Origin of the sequence: Candidatus Cloacimonas sp. (assembly GCA_035403355.1) — a bacterium.
In the GTDB taxonomy this organism is placed as follows: domain Bacteria; phylum Cloacimonadota; class Cloacimonadia; order Cloacimonadales; family Cloacimonadaceae; genus Cloacimonas.
Genome location: DAONFA010000011.1, coordinates 36,831 through 55,713, shown reverse-complemented (window position 1 = coordinate 55,713; position 18,883 = coordinate 36,831). Strand labels below are relative to the sequence as shown.

At 40.0% G+C, this 18,883-nt stretch carries 14 protein-coding genes; 2 read left to right on the top strand and 12 right to left on the bottom strand.

From position 1 onward, the window contains the following. Positions 1 to 154 precede the first annotated feature (154 nt). Together PLE33_04425 and PLE33_04420 are read left to right on the top strand one after the other, a co-directional pair. A complete protein-coding gene (locus PLE33_04425) occupies positions 155 to 367 on the top strand; it encodes a hypothetical protein (GenBank protein HPS60487.1) in 213 nt (70 codons plus the stop codon). A gap of 297 nt (positions 368 to 664) precedes the next feature. Beyond that, positions 665 to 4,150, top strand: a complete 3,486-nt coding sequence (locus PLE33_04420) for a choice-of-anchor J domain-containing protein (protein ID HPS60486.1) — start codon at positions 665 to 667, stop codon at positions 4,148 to 4,150. A 107-nt stretch (positions 4,151 to 4,257) separates the two neighbouring features. Here PLE33_04420 and PLE33_04415 read toward each other — a convergent pair whose 3' ends face one another. The 12 genes from PLE33_04415 to rplT form a co-directional block, all read right to left on the bottom strand. Next, positions 4,258 to 7,461 (bottom strand): choice-of-anchor J domain-containing protein, encoded by a 3,204-nt coding sequence (locus PLE33_04415; protein HPS60485.1) that lies wholly within the window; start codon positions 7,459 to 7,461, stop codon positions 4,258 to 4,260. Between the two features lie 50 nt (positions 7,462 to 7,511). Beyond that, a complete protein-coding gene (locus PLE33_04410) occupies positions 7,512 to 7,811 on the bottom strand; it encodes a hypothetical protein (GenBank protein ID HPS60484.1) in 300 nt (99 codons plus the stop codon). 291 nt (positions 7,812 to 8,102) lie between these two features. Continuing rightward, positions 8,103 to 10,526, bottom strand: a complete 2,424-nt coding sequence (locus tag PLE33_04405; protein ID HPS60483.1) for a hypothetical protein — start codon at positions 10,524 to 10,526, stop codon at positions 8,103 to 8,105. Between the two features lie 30 nt (positions 10,527 to 10,556). Continuing rightward, complete coding sequence (locus PLE33_04400; GenBank protein ID HPS60482.1) at positions 10,557 to 11,471, bottom strand: bifunctional 5,10-methylenetetrahydrofolate dehydrogenase/5,10-methenyltetrahydrofolate cyclohydrolase; 915 nt, start codon at positions 11,469 to 11,471, stop codon at positions 10,557 to 10,559. A 10-nt stretch (positions 11,472 to 11,481) separates the two neighbouring features. Further along, positions 11,482 to 12,291 carry a TIGR00282 family metallophosphoesterase gene (locus PLE33_04395; protein ID HPS60481.1) on the bottom strand — a complete coding sequence of 270 codons (810 nt, stop codon included), beginning with the start codon at positions 12,289 to 12,291 and terminating at the stop codon, positions 11,482 to 11,484. Then, positions 12,291 to 13,859 (bottom strand): ribonuclease Y, encoded by a 1,569-nt coding sequence (gene rny / locus PLE33_04390; protein ID HPS60480.1) that lies wholly within the window; start codon positions 13,857 to 13,859, stop codon positions 12,291 to 12,293. Before rny ends, PLE33_04395 begins: the two co-directional genes overlap by 1 nt. A gap of 235 nt (positions 13,860 to 14,094) precedes the next feature. Next, positions 14,095 to 14,358 (bottom strand): cell division protein ZapA, encoded by a 264-nt coding sequence (locus PLE33_04385; GenBank protein ID HPS60479.1) that lies wholly within the window; start codon positions 14,356 to 14,358, stop codon positions 14,095 to 14,097. Positions 14,359 to 14,360: 2 nt separating this feature from the next. Next, a complete protein-coding gene (gene zapB, locus PLE33_04380; protein ID HPS60478.1) occupies positions 14,361 to 14,684 on the bottom strand; it encodes a cell division protein ZapB in 324 nt (107 codons plus the stop codon). A 3-nt stretch (positions 14,685 to 14,687) separates the two neighbouring features. After that, on the bottom strand, positions 14,688 to 17,243 hold the full coding sequence (gene pheT, locus PLE33_04375; protein HPS60477.1) for a phenylalanine--tRNA ligase subunit beta: 2,556 nt from the start codon (positions 17,241 to 17,243) through the stop codon (positions 14,688 to 14,690). Beyond that, positions 17,240 to 18,295 (bottom strand): phenylalanine--tRNA ligase subunit alpha, encoded by a 1,056-nt coding sequence (pheS, locus tag PLE33_04370; GenBank protein ID HPS60476.1) that lies wholly within the window; start codon positions 18,293 to 18,295, stop codon positions 17,240 to 17,242. Before pheS ends, pheT begins: the two co-directional genes overlap by 4 nt. Before the next feature lie 24 nt (positions 18,296 to 18,319). Further along, the gene (locus PLE33_04365; GenBank protein HPS60475.1) at positions 18,320 to 18,475 is read right to left on the bottom strand and encodes a hypothetical protein; all 156 of its coding nucleotides are present in this window, start codon (positions 18,473 to 18,475) and stop codon (positions 18,320 to 18,322) included. Between the two features lie 59 nt (positions 18,476 to 18,534). Then, positions 18,535 to 18,882, bottom strand: coding sequence for a 50S ribosomal protein L20 (gene rplT, locus PLE33_04360; GenBank protein HPS60474.1), 348 nt, complete (start codon positions 18,880 to 18,882; stop codon positions 18,535 to 18,537). Position 18,883: the final 1 nt, after the last annotated feature.

The window sequence follows — 18,883 nt, the reverse complement described above, 5'->3', positions numbered from 1 at the left end:
CTTTTCCGTCAGTAAATCAAATTTGGATGAGGTGAAAGATTATATTGAACATCAGGAAGATCATCATCATAATATCACAGCGGAAGAGGAATTTGATGCCCTTTTGAAAAAACATTGGAACCCGGATAAATTGAAGGAAAAACGATTAGTTTAATTGAATAACATTATTTTCCCGAGGGGCTTACGCCACCGTCGCTATTTTAGTATCGCCCTAAGGGGCTTTCAGGAAAGGGGGAAAAGGATAAAAAATACTGTAGCTTACATTTCCCGAGGGGCTTACGCCACCATCGCTATTTTAGTGTCGCCCTTAGGGGCTTTTGGCAGAGGGCAAAGAGTGAAGGGCAAAGGATTTATCATCAATTTTTAGATCTCAACCTTCTAAACCTTCTCAGCCCTCTAAACCTTCTCAGCATTCTAAACCTTATTTTCCTTTTATGTCTTTTCAATATGATATATATATTATCGGTGAGAGCTTTTTTATCTGTGAAATCAGGAAAATTTGCGGGTATATATTTTTCCCGATGGAATAAAACGCTTTTTCCCTTGACACAATTTTAATACTCTTATATAGTGTATAAATGTAAATTCGGTCTCCGTTTTTACCAAGAATATTAATGTTCATAAAGGAATAAGCGATAGCAACATCATAGTAAAGGAGTTTATTATGCGCACGAGCAAATTATTATTTTTGGAGTTGCTCTTATTAGTTTCGGCACTTAGTGCCTGGGCAACAGTGAATGAATATTCGTTTTCTTCAACTGCGGGAACTTTTACTGAAATAACCGGAGGCACTATTCACGGAACTAATACTAATGATAATGAGTGCTTTTTGGCTATACCTATTGGTTTTACTTTCAATTTTAACGAGGTGGATTATACTACAATCAGTATTGCCACCAATGGTTTTATTGCTATGGGTGATACAGTAGTAACAAGTAATACAGCAATAAGTGCCGCTACGGGAACCAATAATATTGCCGCCGGATTAAATCGTGATCTAAAATCACGCGATACAGGTTCTTTGATGTCTCTCTGCAGTGGAACTGCACCCAACCGTGTTTTCACCGTTCAGTGGTTACATTATCGGCGGGCTGTTACTGCGACTGCAAATGATGATTTCAGTTTTCAAATTCAGCTGCAGGAAAACGGCAACAAGGTCTGTTATATATACGGTCCTTTTTCTACCGTTACATCTTCTACCAATGCGGCTATCCAGGTTGGTATTAGAGGCAATTCCAATACCGATTTTAATAACCGGACAACATCAACGGATTGGGCTAATACCAATGCTGGAACTGCCAATAACAATTTTTGCACTTTAAGCGCAACTGTTTTTCCTCCTAATGGTTTAACTTTTGTTTTTACTCCTCCCGTTACAGGTGAGCCCCCAACTGCCGCTCAAAATCCTATTCCAGCTAATAATGCTGTTAATGTTTCCATTTATGCCAATCTATCCTGGGCTGCAGGTGGTGGAATAATTGATGGCTATAAGGTTTATTTGGGAACAGATAATCCTCCTTCCAATATCGTTAATGGAACTACCCAAACAGGAACTGTATATAATCCTGAGGATTTTTCTTACAGCACTATGTATTATTGGAAGATAGTTCCCTATAACACTTTTGGAGATGCGTTGAACTGTCCTGTTTGGAGTTTTACTACTTTGGCAGATCCTACTGTCTCTACTTTTCCCTGGAGTGAGAATTTTGATACTGTAACGCCTCCAGCTTTACCTACCGGCTGGTTCACCCTTAATGCCAATAACGATAATTATACTTGGGTTACCAATAGTGAGCTTGCCCATTCTCTACCCAATAGTGCAAGAATTCGCTTTAGTGAAAGTTTAGTGATGAACGACTGGTTAATTTTACCTCCAATGCAACTTACGCAAGGCACAAACTATAAAATAAAATTCTTTTATCGTGCCTCCAGTAATTTATTGCCGGAAAAACTTGCTCTGTATTGGGGAAATGCACCTACCGTTGCTGGTTTGACAAATGAAATTTATAGTAATGATAATATCATCAATACTACCTTCACACCAGAAGAAGTGATTGTTACACCATCTTCCAGTGGCGTTTATTATTTTGCCTTTAAGGGCTATAGCCAGCCCAATATGTTCTTCCTTTATCTGGATACAGTTTCAATCTCCGTTTGGGTAGAAATACTCAATCCTCCGAATAATTTAACTGCAACCATTAACGGTTTTGATGTTCATCTTGCCTGGAATGCTCCTGTGGAATCAAGAGCTCTATTAGGTTATAAGGTTTATCGTAATTCAGCTTTAATTTCCACTACTTCTCCCGATTCGCTTTTTTATGATGATATTGGTCTCAGTTCCGGTTTTTACAGTTATTATGTAACTGCCTTATACACTTCCGGAGAATCATTACCTACTAATACAGTTATGGCAGATGTGGCTCCAGTTATTTTGCCGCCAATAAATCTTACAGCTACTGTAGTGGAACGAGATGTAATTCTAAACTGGAATAATCCTGAAGGAAATTGGATAACCTGGACTGATATGACGACCGGTAATGCCATCGGCACTAATTCTCCTATTGTTTTTGATGTAGCTCACCGCTGGACTCATGAAGACCTTATTCCTTATCTGGGATGCTCAATAACCCGCATGGAATTTATACCCAAATATTCCAGTTGCACCTATACTATGAAGATTTGGACCGGTGGTTCCGCTACTAATGCCGGGACGCTTGTTCATTCCCAGGTTGTGCAAAATCCTGTTTTAAATGAATGGAATACAGTTTTCTTAACTGCTCATATTCCTATTCCTGCAACAGGTGAACTTTATTACGGTTATGAATGCAATACCCAGGGTGGTTCACCTGCAGGAGCCGATCAGGGTCCGCAAATAGAAGGTAAAGGTAATATGATCTATCTGCAAGGAGCTTGGCAAACCTTAACCCAAATTGCACCCGATAAACCTTACAATTGGTCACTGAGAGCTTTTGCTCAGTTTGGTGCACCCGCCAAACAGTTTATCTCGGTAAATCTTAACTCTCAGAACAACTATCTATATGTAAAGAATGATTTATTTACCAGTAATAAATCCTCTACCAATAGCTCAAAGAATGTTACCGGCTATAAAATTTATAGAGACGGAGCTTTGATTGCAACCATTAACGACGAAGAAACAATAACTTACACCGATGCTGGGTTAGCTAACGCCATCTATTTATATAATGTTACTTCCGTTTCCCCGGGAGGTGAATCGGAACCTGCAGTTGTGGAAGCAGTAGTCAATTTTCAGCTGGCAGAACAGATTTTTGGAGATGGATTTGAGGATTATCCAGATTTTGTAACTACTTTTATTCCCTGGAATTTGAGAGATTTAGATCATGCACCTACTGCAGAGCTTACCGATATTGATTTTCCGGGTTCAGGAGAACCAATGTCTTATATAGTTTTCAATCCCTCTGCAACAACTCCTCCCCTAACAACAGTTAGCCCTCATTTTGGAGCTAAAATGCTGGCTTCGTTTTCTGCTCTCACTCCTCCTAATAACGATTGGGTGATAACCCCCCGAGTACATTTAGGAACTGATAGCTCAGTAAAATTTTACGCCAGGTCATTCCCCGGTTCCAATAGTTTGGATAGATTTCGCGTAGGGGTATGCACCGTATCGGCAATAATTATTCCCGGATTTCAAATTGTTAGCGGTGTTACCGATGTGGAAGCTCCTAATAACTGGAATGAATATGTTTATGACCTTTCCCAATATGATGGACAGAATGTTTATATTGGTATCCGTTGTGTTTCCAATTCTGCTATAGCTTTCTTAGTGGATGATTTCAGCGTTCATTCCAATGGTGGATATATTGTTGATAATGATGACCCTGTAGCTCCTTCTTTCGTGAACGACCTTAAAGGAAACTATCCTAATCCTTTTAATCCCGAAACCACTATTAGCTTCTGTAATGCTACCAAAGGCATTGTAGCGATTGATATCTATAATATTAAAGGACAATTGGTAAGGAAACTTTTGAATACTACTTTGGATGCAGGATATCATAAAATTGTGTTTGATGGTAAAGATGAAAGCGGCAAATCCATAGCCAGTGGAATGTATTTCTATAAGATGCAAACCGGAAAATTCAGCTCCATTAGAAAAATGATTTTAATGAAATAGCTGTATCTTGAATTAGCCAAAGTCCTATTGAAGAAAAAACCCCCGTTTACTAAAATCAACGGGGGTTTTTCTTTTCAACTATACTATAGAGAACAGTATAGCTTATGTTATTTTACTAAATTCCTGGCAGGAATAGTTCCCAAAACATCAAAAGAGACCTTTTCGGCTTTGAAGGAACCCTGAGGAATTTTCTTTCCTTTCCCACCGGTTAAATTAGTAGAAGCAACTACCTTAAAGAACTTTTTGGCATCAGTGCCAGTATATTCATAGGTAGTAGCAGTAATATTATCTGCTAAAAGAAACCAGTTTGCGGGATAGGTAGCATAAGGATCATCTGCTCCGTAAACATCATAACTGACAGCTCCTGAAATTGCATCCCAGGTAAGAGTTGGATTGCTGTTTGCATTTAATGCTGCCGTTACAACAGGGGCAAAAATCCCCATAGAACTACCAGTTTGGACATAAGCATCAATACACCATTCACCCGTTAGCCCTGTGAAATGATAGAACGGTGTTCCCTGATTCATTATATATGCATAAGGGGTATAATCGTAGGTCTGATCCAGAGCATAATAACTGCAGGAAGTCATATCCCCAAAAACAACCCAGAAATAAGGTGTAGTTATTTGGATATTTTGATCGCTCAAATCAAAATTTGTCCAGGTTCTGGCAGTTGGGAAATTGATTGTTGAAGGCCCATATAGAACAGATATATTTCCTTCTGAATCTTCTCCGTAGATATACAAGGTGGCATTAGTGGCAGTATATGTAATACCTGAAACCATAAGTAGTTGAAGGGCATTCGCAGTTCCGTAAAGTGGATTTTCATAATAGACCATCGGTCCCCAAACGATAGATGTAGAACCGTTATATGAAGTTGGACCGGTCATATCATAATAAATCCATACCGGATCATTAATTTCAAAGCTGAATTGCTTAGTAGCATAGTTATTATGGTCATCCCATGCTTCAAATTTGTAGGTTACTTCATCTCCTACACTAAAAACAGCAGGAAGTTCACCTGTATAGGTATTTCCAGTCGTGGGAGGCGTCATAGCTATCGGTGCACTCCAGGTTGCTCCAGTATCAGTTGAATAATAGAGATTTACTCCCAATACAGGATTATTAAAAATAGCGTCATCAGCTACATTAATAGTCACAGGGAAAGGAAGATCATCCCGTAGAGTATTTATAATGGGCAGATGATTGGATAATACAGGCGGAAGAACATCTTCAGTATAGAAGTTTACAGTTACATCATCAATATACCAGGCATTGGCATCATAACCTGTATATTTGAAAGCAATGTAAATGATGTTCCCGGCATAATCACTAAGATCAACTGTTTCCTGAGCCCAGGCAGTGGTGGTTAAATCATCCTGAACCCAAACCTCCACCCAGTTGGGATTAGTAGGATCAGGATCGGTATTTACCAAAACACCATTATAAACAGTATAAGGTGCATAGGAATTACGACTCCAGAAAGATAATGCTCCAGCTCCTGTGGAAGGTAATTGTATGGCAGGAGTAATCAACCAACCGTTTTGACCCGGATCAGCTGTTTCAGCACTGTAATTATGAAACACACTATAAGAAGGCGAATGGGCATAAGTTGTAGTAGGACCGTAAATAGCCCAGGTAGTTAAATCGTTATCTACATTGCCAACTGTCCAACCCGTTGGCATAGAGCCAGAATGTTCAAAGTTCTCCGTCCAGGGGAAAGTATTAATAGCGGAAGCAATTATAGAAAAAGTAAATACTTCGCTTAATGCTTCTTCCTGTCCTTCTACATAAGCTCCAACTCTCCAATACCAGGTTTCCGATGGATTGAAAGTTACCAAACTATCAGCTGGATTATAGTAACTTACGGTAATTCCTTCTTCTACAAAACTTGGATTGAATGTTTCCAGCTCCAGATTTTCCAGTTCTGTATCCATATAAACAGTATATGACTCCGGAAGAGCACCTTGAGAATTAGCAGTCCAATCCAGTTCAAAACCCGTAAACGGTAAATTGTGCTGTCCATTGGCAGGATAAACTAAATTGGGTGGTGCTGGAGCTGCCGTTACAGAAAATATCTGGAAGTTATCTATCTGTAAAGGAGTTCCGATTGGAGTATTAGCATTGGATTGAAAATACCAGCGGAACCGAACTGTGCTTCCGGCAAGGTTAGTTATATCACCTGTAACTCCTGTATAACTTAAGATCATTGAAGCCCAGGTTTCCGGAGCACTGGAATAAACATAGTTAGAAAGAGCCGTATCAGCATAAGGATTGCTCATATAATACCAATCCCCATTATGATAAATCTCCCAACCGAAATAATCAACATCGGGAAAAACACCATTATCTTCATAGGAACCTTTTAACTGAAAGTCCGCAATAATTTGAGTTGCACCTGCAGGAAGAACTATATCCGGGCTCTCCAGATAATCTAACATACTGGGAGCATAGGTTCCGGCATTGTTCATAGAAGACATAATGTGCGTGGGGGAAGGAGCACTTGCATCCGTAGCAAGGTGCCAGAAGTCACCTGCTGTAGGAACTAAACTGCTGTAGGTCATTTCATCTTCTACCCCGTTATTAGTGTAACCGGCAAGAACAATATCATCTACCATCACACCAAACAATGCAGGATCATCATCTGTGCAATAAGCAGGATCGGAAGCAAAGGCAAAACGAATTTTTACGCTTGCTGCACCGCTTACCAGATAACTGGATAGATTTACAGTTACAGTAGTCCAGTCACGAGTTCCACCCCAACCGGGAACTCCCATTCCTTCTCCATGTTCCGAACCAAAAGCATAGGAATTATTGAAATCATACACAGGAGATGTAATAGCAATGGTATCGGGAATAACAGTGTAACTTATACCGGAATTAGTAGAAATACGGATATTGAAGGAATCCCAACCGTCATATCCACCACTGGCTCCAGGTTCTTCCAAACCGTGTTTCATCTTGAAAGTTAGAGTGGAATTACCGGTGGAAATATTAATTACAGGAGTATCCAAAACCAGATATTGATGGCTATGATAACCACCATTTCCCTCTTCATCTCCCATCCACCAAACATCCCCTTGAGTTCCACCAGCATTATAAATATGCCACATATTTAGGGGAACGGCACCATCGTAATGAGTCCAACCAGTAGCTCCAGATTCAAAATCCTCTGTGTAAAACACAGCTCTGCTCCCATTTTTAGGTGCATTCACATTCACTTCATCAGCCACTGCGATAGCATTTTTTACTCCGGCTGTTAAAAAACTCACCGTAAGCACTATCGCTAACAGGAATACGAATTTCTTCATAATTATCTCCAGAAATTTGTATTTAATATTTATTGATTATATTACAAAAGCTAAGAGCCGGTTATCCTCCTCCGGTTTTTTGTGATGAGATTTCCGGCTCTCAAAGTTGATTTTGAAGGTAATACCCATTTGCGGTTTCGGCAAAATACAATCACTTCGGTAACATAAAGATAATGTGCGATGATTATTTCTAATAAACCGATGAGAGTGTATTTTGGTAGAAAACCATTTTTAGACAGGGATAAGTGAATTGGTGGAAAAAGCAAGGAAATTAGATACGAAGAATTTGCCCCCTCCTTATGATAGGAGGCATTGCTTTTAATAGCAACCGGACAAATTACTATGTTCATAATCTCCTCTCTAATGAATGTTCCTTTGTGCGCGGTTTTTGTTATGCGGGTAATTAAAAAAATACTAACCCTTTGTAGTGTATAAAAAACAAAATTAACACAACTGCTCACAAATCTATGAAAACAATATAACCAACCATATAAAAGTTGTCAAGTTTTTTCTGCTATTTCTTCTATTTCATCATCAATATCCGCTTATGAGCTAAGTGCTCTCAGTGCCCTCAGTGCCCTCAGTGTAAAAAAAAACCGGAGGATGGAATTCCTCCGGTTACAAAAAAAGGGGATAAATCTTTACATCACTTCGGAAATAATTTTATTCATTACCTGACGCGAGCCACCGGATTCGTCATTAACTTTCATATAGGATAAGGGAAATCCAAAGACATAGACCTTTCCGTTGGAGGAGGTAGTCCTTCTAAAAGCGACAGTTTTCTGATCATTATACTCATTGTAAAAAGCAGCAGAAGGGGGACAGACAGTGGCAGTAACAGGTTTACAACCAAACTTGAAAAGAACTTCACCCGAGAAATTACTGTTTTCAAAATAGGATAAACTTCCCAAGCCGTCACGCAAGTCACATATTCTTGCTACTGCAGGTGGATCATCATATTGGAGGTTCATATCACTATAACCATTTTGAGCATGGATGGCTTTTTGGAAGAAAGCTTTATTCATATTATCGTAGATAAATGAAATTTGGGGAATACTGCTAAAGCCAAGATTATTAACGAAGGTCTTGCGAGTTCCACCTTTTGCAATTTCTGAAATCTGCTGAACTAATAGATGTGTGTGGGACATTACTAAATTCCCTCCTCGCATCAGGTATAAGCTAAGTCCGTCAAAATCTTTCAACAGATTGCCGGAACTGAGGAAGTTATCATTATGGTAGATAACCAGTTTATACTTTTGCAGATCACTGAAGGCAAGGGCACGACTGCGTATATCAACAAAACTTGCATTGGAGCGGGTATAATAATCTACTGTTCCAGTATAGTCGGAAAGCATATTAGTATATTGCTCAGTAATCAAATCATTATTTATTCCGTTACTTGTAACATCGTCATCAATAACCAGAATCCCGCTACGGTTTGCGGGTTCAATATAACGATGCAGGAAGAAAGTGAAAGAAACAGGAGTGGGATCATACTCATCTTGCAAATCAACGATTCTAACTTCAAATTTGTGTTCCCCAGGTTCAGTTGCAGGAGGAAGAGGTAATTGACTGCTTGTTAGCACAACGGTTTGACCCAAAGGTGAATTTACAGGAAGGCGCAGCCATTTTGTTCCGTCATTATCAGTAAAACCATATTGGCTGAAGGGATAGGGCGGATAGTTATAGGGTTGGCCATCCAACCTAATATCAAAAGCGGTCACTTCGCTGAAATAGTTCTTTCCTGTGCGGCTGTCTAAGAGAACATCCACTTTTTTATTATAAGGAATCTGTGCCAGATTTGAGGTATCACCATAGCTCACACCTTCACTATTAACATATTCACCCCACCAGCCCCAACGAATCCAAAGCTTGATATTTGAGGAATACACGGCGGTGTTTTGCCCTGCTGCATCTTTAAAAAGCGGAATGGCATAGTGAGTTGTTCCCTCGGAGATAATTTTGGGTATAACCTTAATTTCTTCTGTATTATCATCACCGTAATCTTCAAAGTGGTAGTTTGTAAGGGCGTAAGTTTTAGTTGGGTAGATAAAAGTATGAGGTCTAAAACCGGGACAGACATAAAATGCTAAAACAGAGCTTGAATCCGGTATAGATAGAACCCCTGCCATATCCATAACCCGAGAAATGATTCTTGTTTTCGTTACAGGTAAACCTACAGGTTGACCGTTTTCTTCTACATAATCATAAGTGATGGCTGGCTGGGTATATTTGGTTAACAAGTATTCGTTAATTTTATCAGCTCGGTTAGATTCTGCGGTTGTGGAAAACCATTCCGTTTCTGTTCCGGGAACAACTGCTCCCTGAGGGTTTAGCTTCATTATCTTAAATTCATATTTATAGGGAACAGAGGTTATATAGGGATCGGTATCTTTCATAGAGAAGGAAAGCTTTAATCCAGAGCCGACATCTTTTCCATTAGGATTACCTTTTGTAGTAGAAGCAGTACACTTGGGGCGATCAGAACGAGTTCTAAAATCACGCCAGGCAGGTTCAGAGGTTATGGCTCCCCGATTATCAATAGCTACAACTTCAAATTTACTGAATTTAACTATTGGGTTACCTTGAGCATCGGCAGCAGGAAAATTGATTACCGCATATTTTTGTGAAGTCCAGATTGAGCGGCGTGCCTGAGGATTATCTAAAGGGATATTTTGATCGGCACCAGGCATATAGTGAATAACCCATCCCGTACCCAAAGTCGTAACAAGATTTTCCGGTGTAAGCACCCCGGTAGAATCTATATAATCATAGCCGCGAGTGCTAATGGGATTACCGTTTTCATCTAAAATTCTAAAGGCAAAACCGGAAATTACTCCATCAGGATCGGTAGCATGCCAGTATATGCGTTGCTGGAAGATAAAAGTCATCGTATCATTGGGGGCAATAACATTAGTATCGTTCCAACCCTCAAAGGAGGTTATTTCAATAGTTGGTGGTCTATTGGCAAACCGGTTTCCGGATTTTCCGCAACCTGAAATCAGCAATATCATACTTATAGTTATCACTGAGATAAACAAGTGTTTAACACTTTTCACTTGCATTGTTCCTCCCAAAAAACAGGAAATAGTATTTCATTCTTTTTCACTGAAAATAAAGTCCAAAAATTCGTCAATACTTTTGTTGATATTTTGTGCCCTCAGGCAGGCAATTACCAAATTTAAATAGAGAATAGAAGTGGTTATTCTGCCTATTCCTCCAGGCACCGGAGTTATCGCCAGAGCTTTGTCATAGCATAAATTGTAGTTTACATCGCCTACATAAACGGTTTCACCATTTGCCAGCTGTCTTTCATTGATGCCCACATCCAGAATAATTGCTTTTTCTTTAATCATTTCCGGGGTGACAAATTCCGCTTTCCCTATTGCCGCTACAAGGATATCTGCCTCTTTAACATACTCTCTGAGGTTATCTGTTTTACTATGGCAAACGGTTACTGTAGCATTGGCAAAAGGCCTTTTCCAAAGCAGGATATTGGCTAAGGGTTTTCCAACTACATTACTACGCCCTAAAATTACGGTCTTTTTGCCTTGAGGTTCAATCCCATAATAGCGCATACAAAAAAGAACTGCAGCCGGAGTACAGGGAAGGAGGCAATCTTCTTCCAGCAAAATTTTACCTAAATTAAGCGGATGCAGGCAATCCAAATCCTTGGCAGGATTAATGGCAGAATTTATTACTCTGTCGTTGAGGTGAGCGGGAAGTGGTTTTTGCAGCATAATACCATGCACTTCCTTTGTTTGATTAGCTTCTTCTAAAACAGCCAATAATTCCTGCTCGGTTACCGTTTCAGGTAAAGTTCTCAGCTCACAACTGCACCCCATTTTTTTTCCGCTATTGATGATGCTTTGAACATAATAGGTAGAAGCAGGATCATTTCCTGCCTGAATTAAAACAAGATGAGGATTTAAATTATAGCTGGCTATTAAATCCTTACAAGCTTTATTGATAAGCTGAGCAACAGGTTTACCATTTAAAACTTTTTCCATTTTCCTTATTTTACTCAATATTACTTTTAATACGGGTGATAGATTCTGCCAAACCAGTTTCAGAATTAAGTTCCAGCAAAACAGCGTTAATCTGTAAACCGGAATCGGAAGATTCAAAACGCTTGGGAACACAAGTGCAGAATTTTTCCACCGCAATTTCTTTCTTTACCCCAATTACACTATTATGTGAACCGGTCATCCCTACATCGGTAATATAAGCAGTTCCTAAAGGTAAAATTTCTTCATCTGCTGTCTGAATATGAGTATGAGTGCCTATTACTGCACTTAATTTACCATCCGCAAACCAACCCATAGCTCGTTTTTCGCTGGTCGTTTCGGTATGGAAATCCAAAATTACAGGATGAGGTAAAGAGAAAAGTGATGCCTGATCTATATCTTTGGCAAAATGTGATTGGATAAACTCATTCAGGGTCGTGAAAGGATTATTACAGGGGGGCATTAATAGCTGCCCGCAAAGACAGATAATTCCTAAGTGCAGGTTTTCTTTAGTTAATACCAGATAAGGATTTCCAGGTGTTTCTTCAGGATAATTCAGGGGTTTAATAATTTTATTTTCCCGATGAATATATTCCAGGGCTTCAGCTCTATCCCATAGATGGTTTCCTCCTGTAACGGCATCCACTCCCGCATTAAAAAGTTGAGCCAGTGTCTTTTCGGTTATGCCTCTTCCGTCGGCAAGGTTTTCCCCGTTAGCTAAAATAAAATCGGGTTGAAATCTGGCTTTTAATTCCTGTATAGCTGTCTGGACTGTTTGCCTTCCCGCTTTGCCGTAAACATCACCAAAGAATAGAACTTTCATTATTTTGCCATAGCAATCTGGCGTGTTTCTCTAATCACGGTAACTTTTATCTGCCCCGGATATTGAACCTGTTTTTCTATCGTAGAGGCAATTTCCGTTGCCAGCAGAGCAGTTTGGTTTTCGTCTATTAGCTGTGGTTCTACAATAATCCGTAATTCCCTTCCTGCCTGAATGGCATACGATTTATTAACGCCATCAACGCTATTGGCAATTTCTTCCAGCTTGTTTAACCGCTGCATATAGGTTTCCAGCATTTCTCTTCTGGCGCCGGGTCGGGCTCCGGAAATGGCATCGGATGCCTGAGTTAAAGCAGCATAAACAGAATTTGCTTCCACTTCTTCGTGGTGCGCTTCAATAGCATTAACGATTATTTTCCCTTCTCCGTTTTTGCGGGCTAAATTAGCGCCAATAATAGCATGAGAACCATCAAATTCATGATCCACTGCTTTTCCTATATCATGTAGTAAACCGGCGCGTTGAGCTATTTCTTGATCCAATCCCAATTCTGCTGCTAAAATTCCACAAATCCAGGCAGATTCTATGGAGTGCTCTAATACATTTTGTCCGTAACTGGTTCGGTAATGCAAGCGTCCCAGAACTTTTATCAGATTCGGAGAGATATTGTGGATATTAGTATCCAGAACAGCTTTCTCCCCAATCTTAATTAGATTTTCATCCATCTCTTTAGTTGTTTTGGCAACCACTTCTTCAATGCGTCCGGGATGAATTCTACCATCAGCAATCAATTTTTCCAAAGCCAATCTGGCTATTTCTCGCCGCACGGGATCAAAACAACTAAGCACAACCGCTTCAGGTGTATCGTCAATAATTAAATCTACCCCTGAGGCCTTTTCAAAAGTGCGAATATTGCGTCCTTCGCGTCCAATAATCCGACCTTTCATTTCATCGGACGGCAGCGAAACAACGGAAACAGTTGATTCTGATACATGGTCAACAGCCATCCGCTGAATAGCAGTAGAAAGAATTTCCGCTGCCTTTCTACCGGCATCAAGTTTTATCTGTTCAAGAGTAAGCCGGGCATCATTAGCTGCCACTTGTCTTGCCTGAGCGATTAATTCTTCCCGCAAACGGGCAATTGCCTCTTCGCGGCTAAGTCCAGCTATTTCTGCCAATTTATTTTTTTGAGCGGTCAGGATAGCTTCATATTCGGTTTTTTTATTAAGCAGTTCTTCTTCTTTGCTCCTTAATTTCTTTTCCTGTTCTGCCAGAGTAGTTTCTTTTTTATCCAAAGAATCCAGGCGTTTATCCAAACTGCTTAGGCGTTCGTTATATTTTTTCTCTTGTAAGCGAAGTTCCTTTTGGCGTTCTTTTACTTCTTCGTCCAAAAGGCGTTTCTGTTTAATCCATTCTTCCTGAGCTTCCAGCAGAGCTGCTTTTTTAGCGCTTTCTGCTTCAATTTTGGCATTTCTTTCCAAATCCTCAGCAATTTTGGTTGATTGCGAAATGAGTTTAAAAGTAGTATTCCGCTTAATCAAATAAATAATAAGCGCCAGGGCAAAGCCGGCTGCCACTCCTATGATGAGTGCTATTATAGGATTTATCGTCATTGTTATTTCCTTATTTTAATCTATTTAACTTTGGTGGTTTATGCCAAAGCGAATTATTTTTAAATGCCCGCATGAACCGTGTATGCTTGTCATTAGAAAGCCAAGCTTTAAGTGGGTATCTACCTTATGAGCTTTATGTATCCAGAACCAGCTGGCACGCATGCCACTCATGGCTTGACACCCGAAATCATAATAGCTTTTATGCAACTCATATCACGAATTCTGCAGGCATTTATTATAGCGTTATTTTTGTAAACATCTGATTCAGGCGTTCCAGTTCCGAATTTAAAGCCCGGTTCTTATCGCCTAAAGTTAAAACCTCTTCCTGTTGCTGCATACAAATTAACAACAACAGCTTGGTAAAATCCAAATTATCATAGTGTTTGGATAGTGCATCTATCTGGTTGTTAATTTCATCTGCAACTCGTTTTGTGCGCTCAGGATCATCGCTACGCAAACGAAATCTGCGTCCAAATATTTCCACTTCCACCGATTCCATCGTTAATTCTCTTTTTCGTCAACGGTAAACAGTCCGTCTATCTTCTTGATTGCTCCTTCGGCAACGCTTTCCAAGCCGGCAAGGATTTTTTGCAGTTCTTTATACCTGTTTTCCAAGGTATTATATTCATCCTGCAATGTCTTATACTTTTTTTCCTGTTCTCCGGTTGCTTTGCCGCTGGTTTGAATTTGAGCAATCAGTTGCGAATTTTCTTCTGCCAGCTGACGATTTTTTTCTTCCAGTTCATCTACTTTTCGGGTAGCCAGAGTATATTGGTCTATCAGTTTTTGTATCTTGTCCTGTAGGTTAATTACATTACTTTCCATAAGTTACCTCATATTTATCTGCCAGGTTTCCCTAAGCTTGTTAAGCACTAATTCAATAAGATAATCTACTCGCTCATCTGTCAATGTTTTTTCTTTGTCTCTAAATTTCAGGCGTAAAGTTAAGCTTCGCATCCCGTTCGGAATTTGTTTCCCCCGGTATTCATCAAAAGCGGTTATTTCACAGATCAGTTCTTTATCTATTTCCGCAATTGCCTTTTCTATTTCGTTATAGGAGACCTCTTCAGAAATAAGAAAAGATATATCTCTGGTTACTGAAGGGAAACGGGGAATTTCCTGAAATTGTATTTTCTGCCCGCGGGCAGCATTGATGATATTTTCCATTGCCAACTGGAAAATCCAGATACTTTGTTTCAATTCTATAATATCAATGCTAAATGCCTCAGCCACGGGAGCTGTAAGTTTTCCGTAATAAGCCAGTTCTTTACCTTCATTGAAATAAGCTGCTCCTTCCGCTGCGGAAAGAAACGGCTTTTGCGTTTGCTGTAAAGTCCAATTGGATATTTGTAAAAAAGAAAGCAGTTCTTCCACAAGTCCTTTCACCCAAAAGGGGGTGATTGCTTTGGCTTTATCCTGCCAATGTTCTTCTCTATCCAGTCCGGTTAAAATTCCTGCTAAAAAGTAGGGCTCGCAGGATAGAGTTCCCTGTCTGTGATAGGTTTTGCCCAATTCAAAGAGCTTAATATTCTTTTCCCCGCGGTTCAAATTATAAGCCAAATTCTGTAACAGCTGAGGAATCAGCGAAGTTCGCATTGCGCTTTGATTGCTGCTTTGCGGGTTTTTTAAAGTTATCAGCTGAAGTTCAATATCCGCTTTTTGATAGCCAAGTTTATAGAGCAAATCCGACTCAGTAAAACTATAATTCAGTGTTTCGTAAAAGCCACGACTAACCAGATAATCCAAGGCAATTTTTTTTATCCGATAAGAATGGCGGTCCATAATTCTTTGGGGAAGGGTTTTTACCGGAACTTTTTCGTAGCCGTCCAAACGCGCTATTTCTTCAATCAAATCTATCTCGCGTTCCAAATCTACCCTATATGGAGGTATTTCATAATAGTGAGTATGCTCGCAATTCGGAAGTTCGGTAAATTCGGTTTTCCCTTGTTTCATCTCTTCGGTGTGATGACAGTATAGTTCCGCAAGAGAGTTAATTTTTCCCGGTTTCCAATTCCCGTATTGGATAAATTTCAGCCCCAGACGAGTAAGATAATCTTTAATCTTATCCTCTTCCAGTTCATAGCCAATCACTTGAGTATAACGCCCGGGACGGATGCCTAAAACTATAGGTTGCTCAGGTAATGGATAGCTGTCATACACAACTTCACAGAGTTCTGCATTTGCCAATTCACAAATCAGCTGAGTAGCTCTTTTTGAAGCATCCTCTGCAGAATTTGCACTTAAATGCCTTTCAAAACGGTAGGATGAATCTGTAGTGATTTTATGTCTATAAGAAGTCCTGCGAATGGAGCCGGGATGGAAAGCAGCACTTTCCAAAACTATACTTTTCGTGGCTTCGCTAATGGCAGAGATATTACCCCCCATAATTCCTGCTATGGCAGAGGGTTTAATACCATCAGCGATAACCAGTTCATCCCCTTCCAGAAAATAGCTTTTGCCGTCTAAAGTAGTTATAGGTTCGTCTTTATCTGCTCTGCGAATAACTATTGCTGGGATTTCGGGTTCTTCGGCAAGAGGGGAAAGCTTAGCATAATCAAAACAATGTAACGGATGGCCATATTCCAGCATTACATAATTGGTTATATCTACCAGGTTGTTGATGGGATGAAGACCGGATTTGATTAGTGCCCTTTTTATCCACAGTGGAGAGTCCTTCAAGTCCACATTATTAAATAAACGGGCAATATAGCGTGGACAAAGTTCCGGAACCTGATTAACCAGCTTCAGGGACATTGTTTCTGCTTTGCATTTTGCTGCAGGGATTTTAATTTCAGGCATTATTAAAGGACGATTTAATTTTGCAGAAAGATCACGCGCAATACCTATATACCCAAGAAGATCAGGACGGTTGGGTGTAATCTCCAGCTCAAAAATTGTATCGGGTAATTCATAAAGCTCATTGGCAGTTATCCCAATGGGGGTTTCTGAACTTAGTTCAATAATTCCGCTATGATTATCTGAAATTCCCAATTCTTTTTCAGAACAAAGCATCCCGTAGGATTCAATGCCCTTAATTTTCGCTTTGCCAATTGTTATCCCGGGTAAAACAGAACCCGGTAACGCAATGATGCTCATCATCCCGGTTTTACAATTTGGAGCTCCACAAATCACTTGCAGATAGCCACTTTCAGTTTTTTCGGAGTAAGGAAAGTTACCAATATCCACTAAACAGCGTTTTAAATGGTCTGTTTCGGGAACGGGTTCCGCACTAATTATTTTAGCGCTGAAAACCGTTTCCGGTAAAGCAGAAATATTTTCCACCGCTTCAACTTCTATACCCGAAAAAGTTAATATTTCTTCCAGTTCTTTGGGCGTTTCCTTCAGGTCTATATATTTTGCCAGCCAGGAAAGAGCTATTTTCATCTTAGTTCTCCTTTGAACTGACGCAGCATTTTTAAATCGTTCTCATATAAAATACGCAGATCCGGAATATTGTATTTCAACATAGCTATCCTTTCAATTCCTAATCCAAAAGCATAACCGGTATAAACTTCAGAATCAATCCCCAAAATATCAAAAACATTAGGATCAACCATTCCCGCTCCACCCATTTCCAACCATCCGGAATATTTACAAACACGGCAACCTGTTCCCCCGCAAACAACACAGGAAATATCCATTTCCGCACTGGGTTCTGTAAAAGGAAAGAAGTGAGGTCTGATCCGGCTGGAAACATTTCTGCCAAACATAATGGCTGCAAATTGAGACAGCATATCTTTCATATCTGCCAAAGAAATCCCTTTATCCACAACTAATGCTTCCACCTGATGAAACACCGGGGAATGAGAAGGATCGGGTTTATCATTTCTATAGCAGCGTCCGGGGGAAATTATCTTTATCGGTGGCGGGTATTTTTCCATAACCCGCACCTGAACAGTGGAAGTATGAGTTCTTAAAAGTCCCCCTCCTTCCAGATAGAAAGTATCGGCAAGATTACGCGAGGGATGGTCTAAGGGAGTATTCAGGGCATCAAAATTGTGAAAATCATCATCAATATCAGGTCCCTCGGCAATTTCAAAACCCAAGCCCAGAAAGACCTCGTCAATTTCACGCCGGACAATCGTTAAAGGATGTAATCCACCCCGGGAACTGAAAATCCCGGGCATCGTAAGATCAATGGCTGCTGTGGTTTCCCTTTTCTTCCAAACATCTTCTTTAATAGCTCTATTTTGCCGTTCCAGAAGTTCTTCTACGCAATTCCGGGTTTCATTTATCAAATTACCGAAAGCGGGACGTTCTTCAGCGGGCAAATCTCTCATCCGAGCATATAGAGAGCTCAGAAAACTTTTTTTGCCCAAATATTTGGCTTTTACATTTAACAGGTCATTGGGGCTGGAACAAGCCAAAATATCTTTTTCAGCTTCTTCTATGAGTTTTCGTAATTCCTCTTCCACCTTTCCCTCATCTTGCGGCATCCAGATTTCGCAGCTTTTTACCCATCATATTATAGGGCAGTTTCCTGATTTTTCTGGCACGCCTATTTTCCGGTTCTTAACAGTATTCTTTGCATAACTCAGCTTCAGGTAATTAGATACTACTTCCGGCTCAAATTCACTGCCATCTTCTGCTGGAAGCAATTTTGTTCTTTGGAACATCAACTAAACATTCCAAAATCTGCATAATCAGCGTAATCTGCGTTTTATTACCTTTTTTTTTAACCTTTGGCTATTTCTACCAGTTTTGCAAATGCCGGAGCATCGTGCCAGGCAAGATGTGCCAAAGTTTTCCGGTTAATTTGAATATTTGCTTTATGCAATCCATTAATAAATTGGCTATAACTCATATCATTCAATCTGCAAGCAGCATTGATTCTTGTTATCCACAAGCTTCTAAACAGGCGTTTTTTCTGTTTGCGATGGGCAAAAGAGAAAGCCATAGCACGTTCAACTGTTTGTCTGGCTGCCCGATAAGTTTTGCTTCTACTTCCGTAGTAGCCACGGGCTTTCAGCATATAATCTTTTCTTCTCCGGTGAGCTGCAACATTATTAGTTATTCTTGGCATT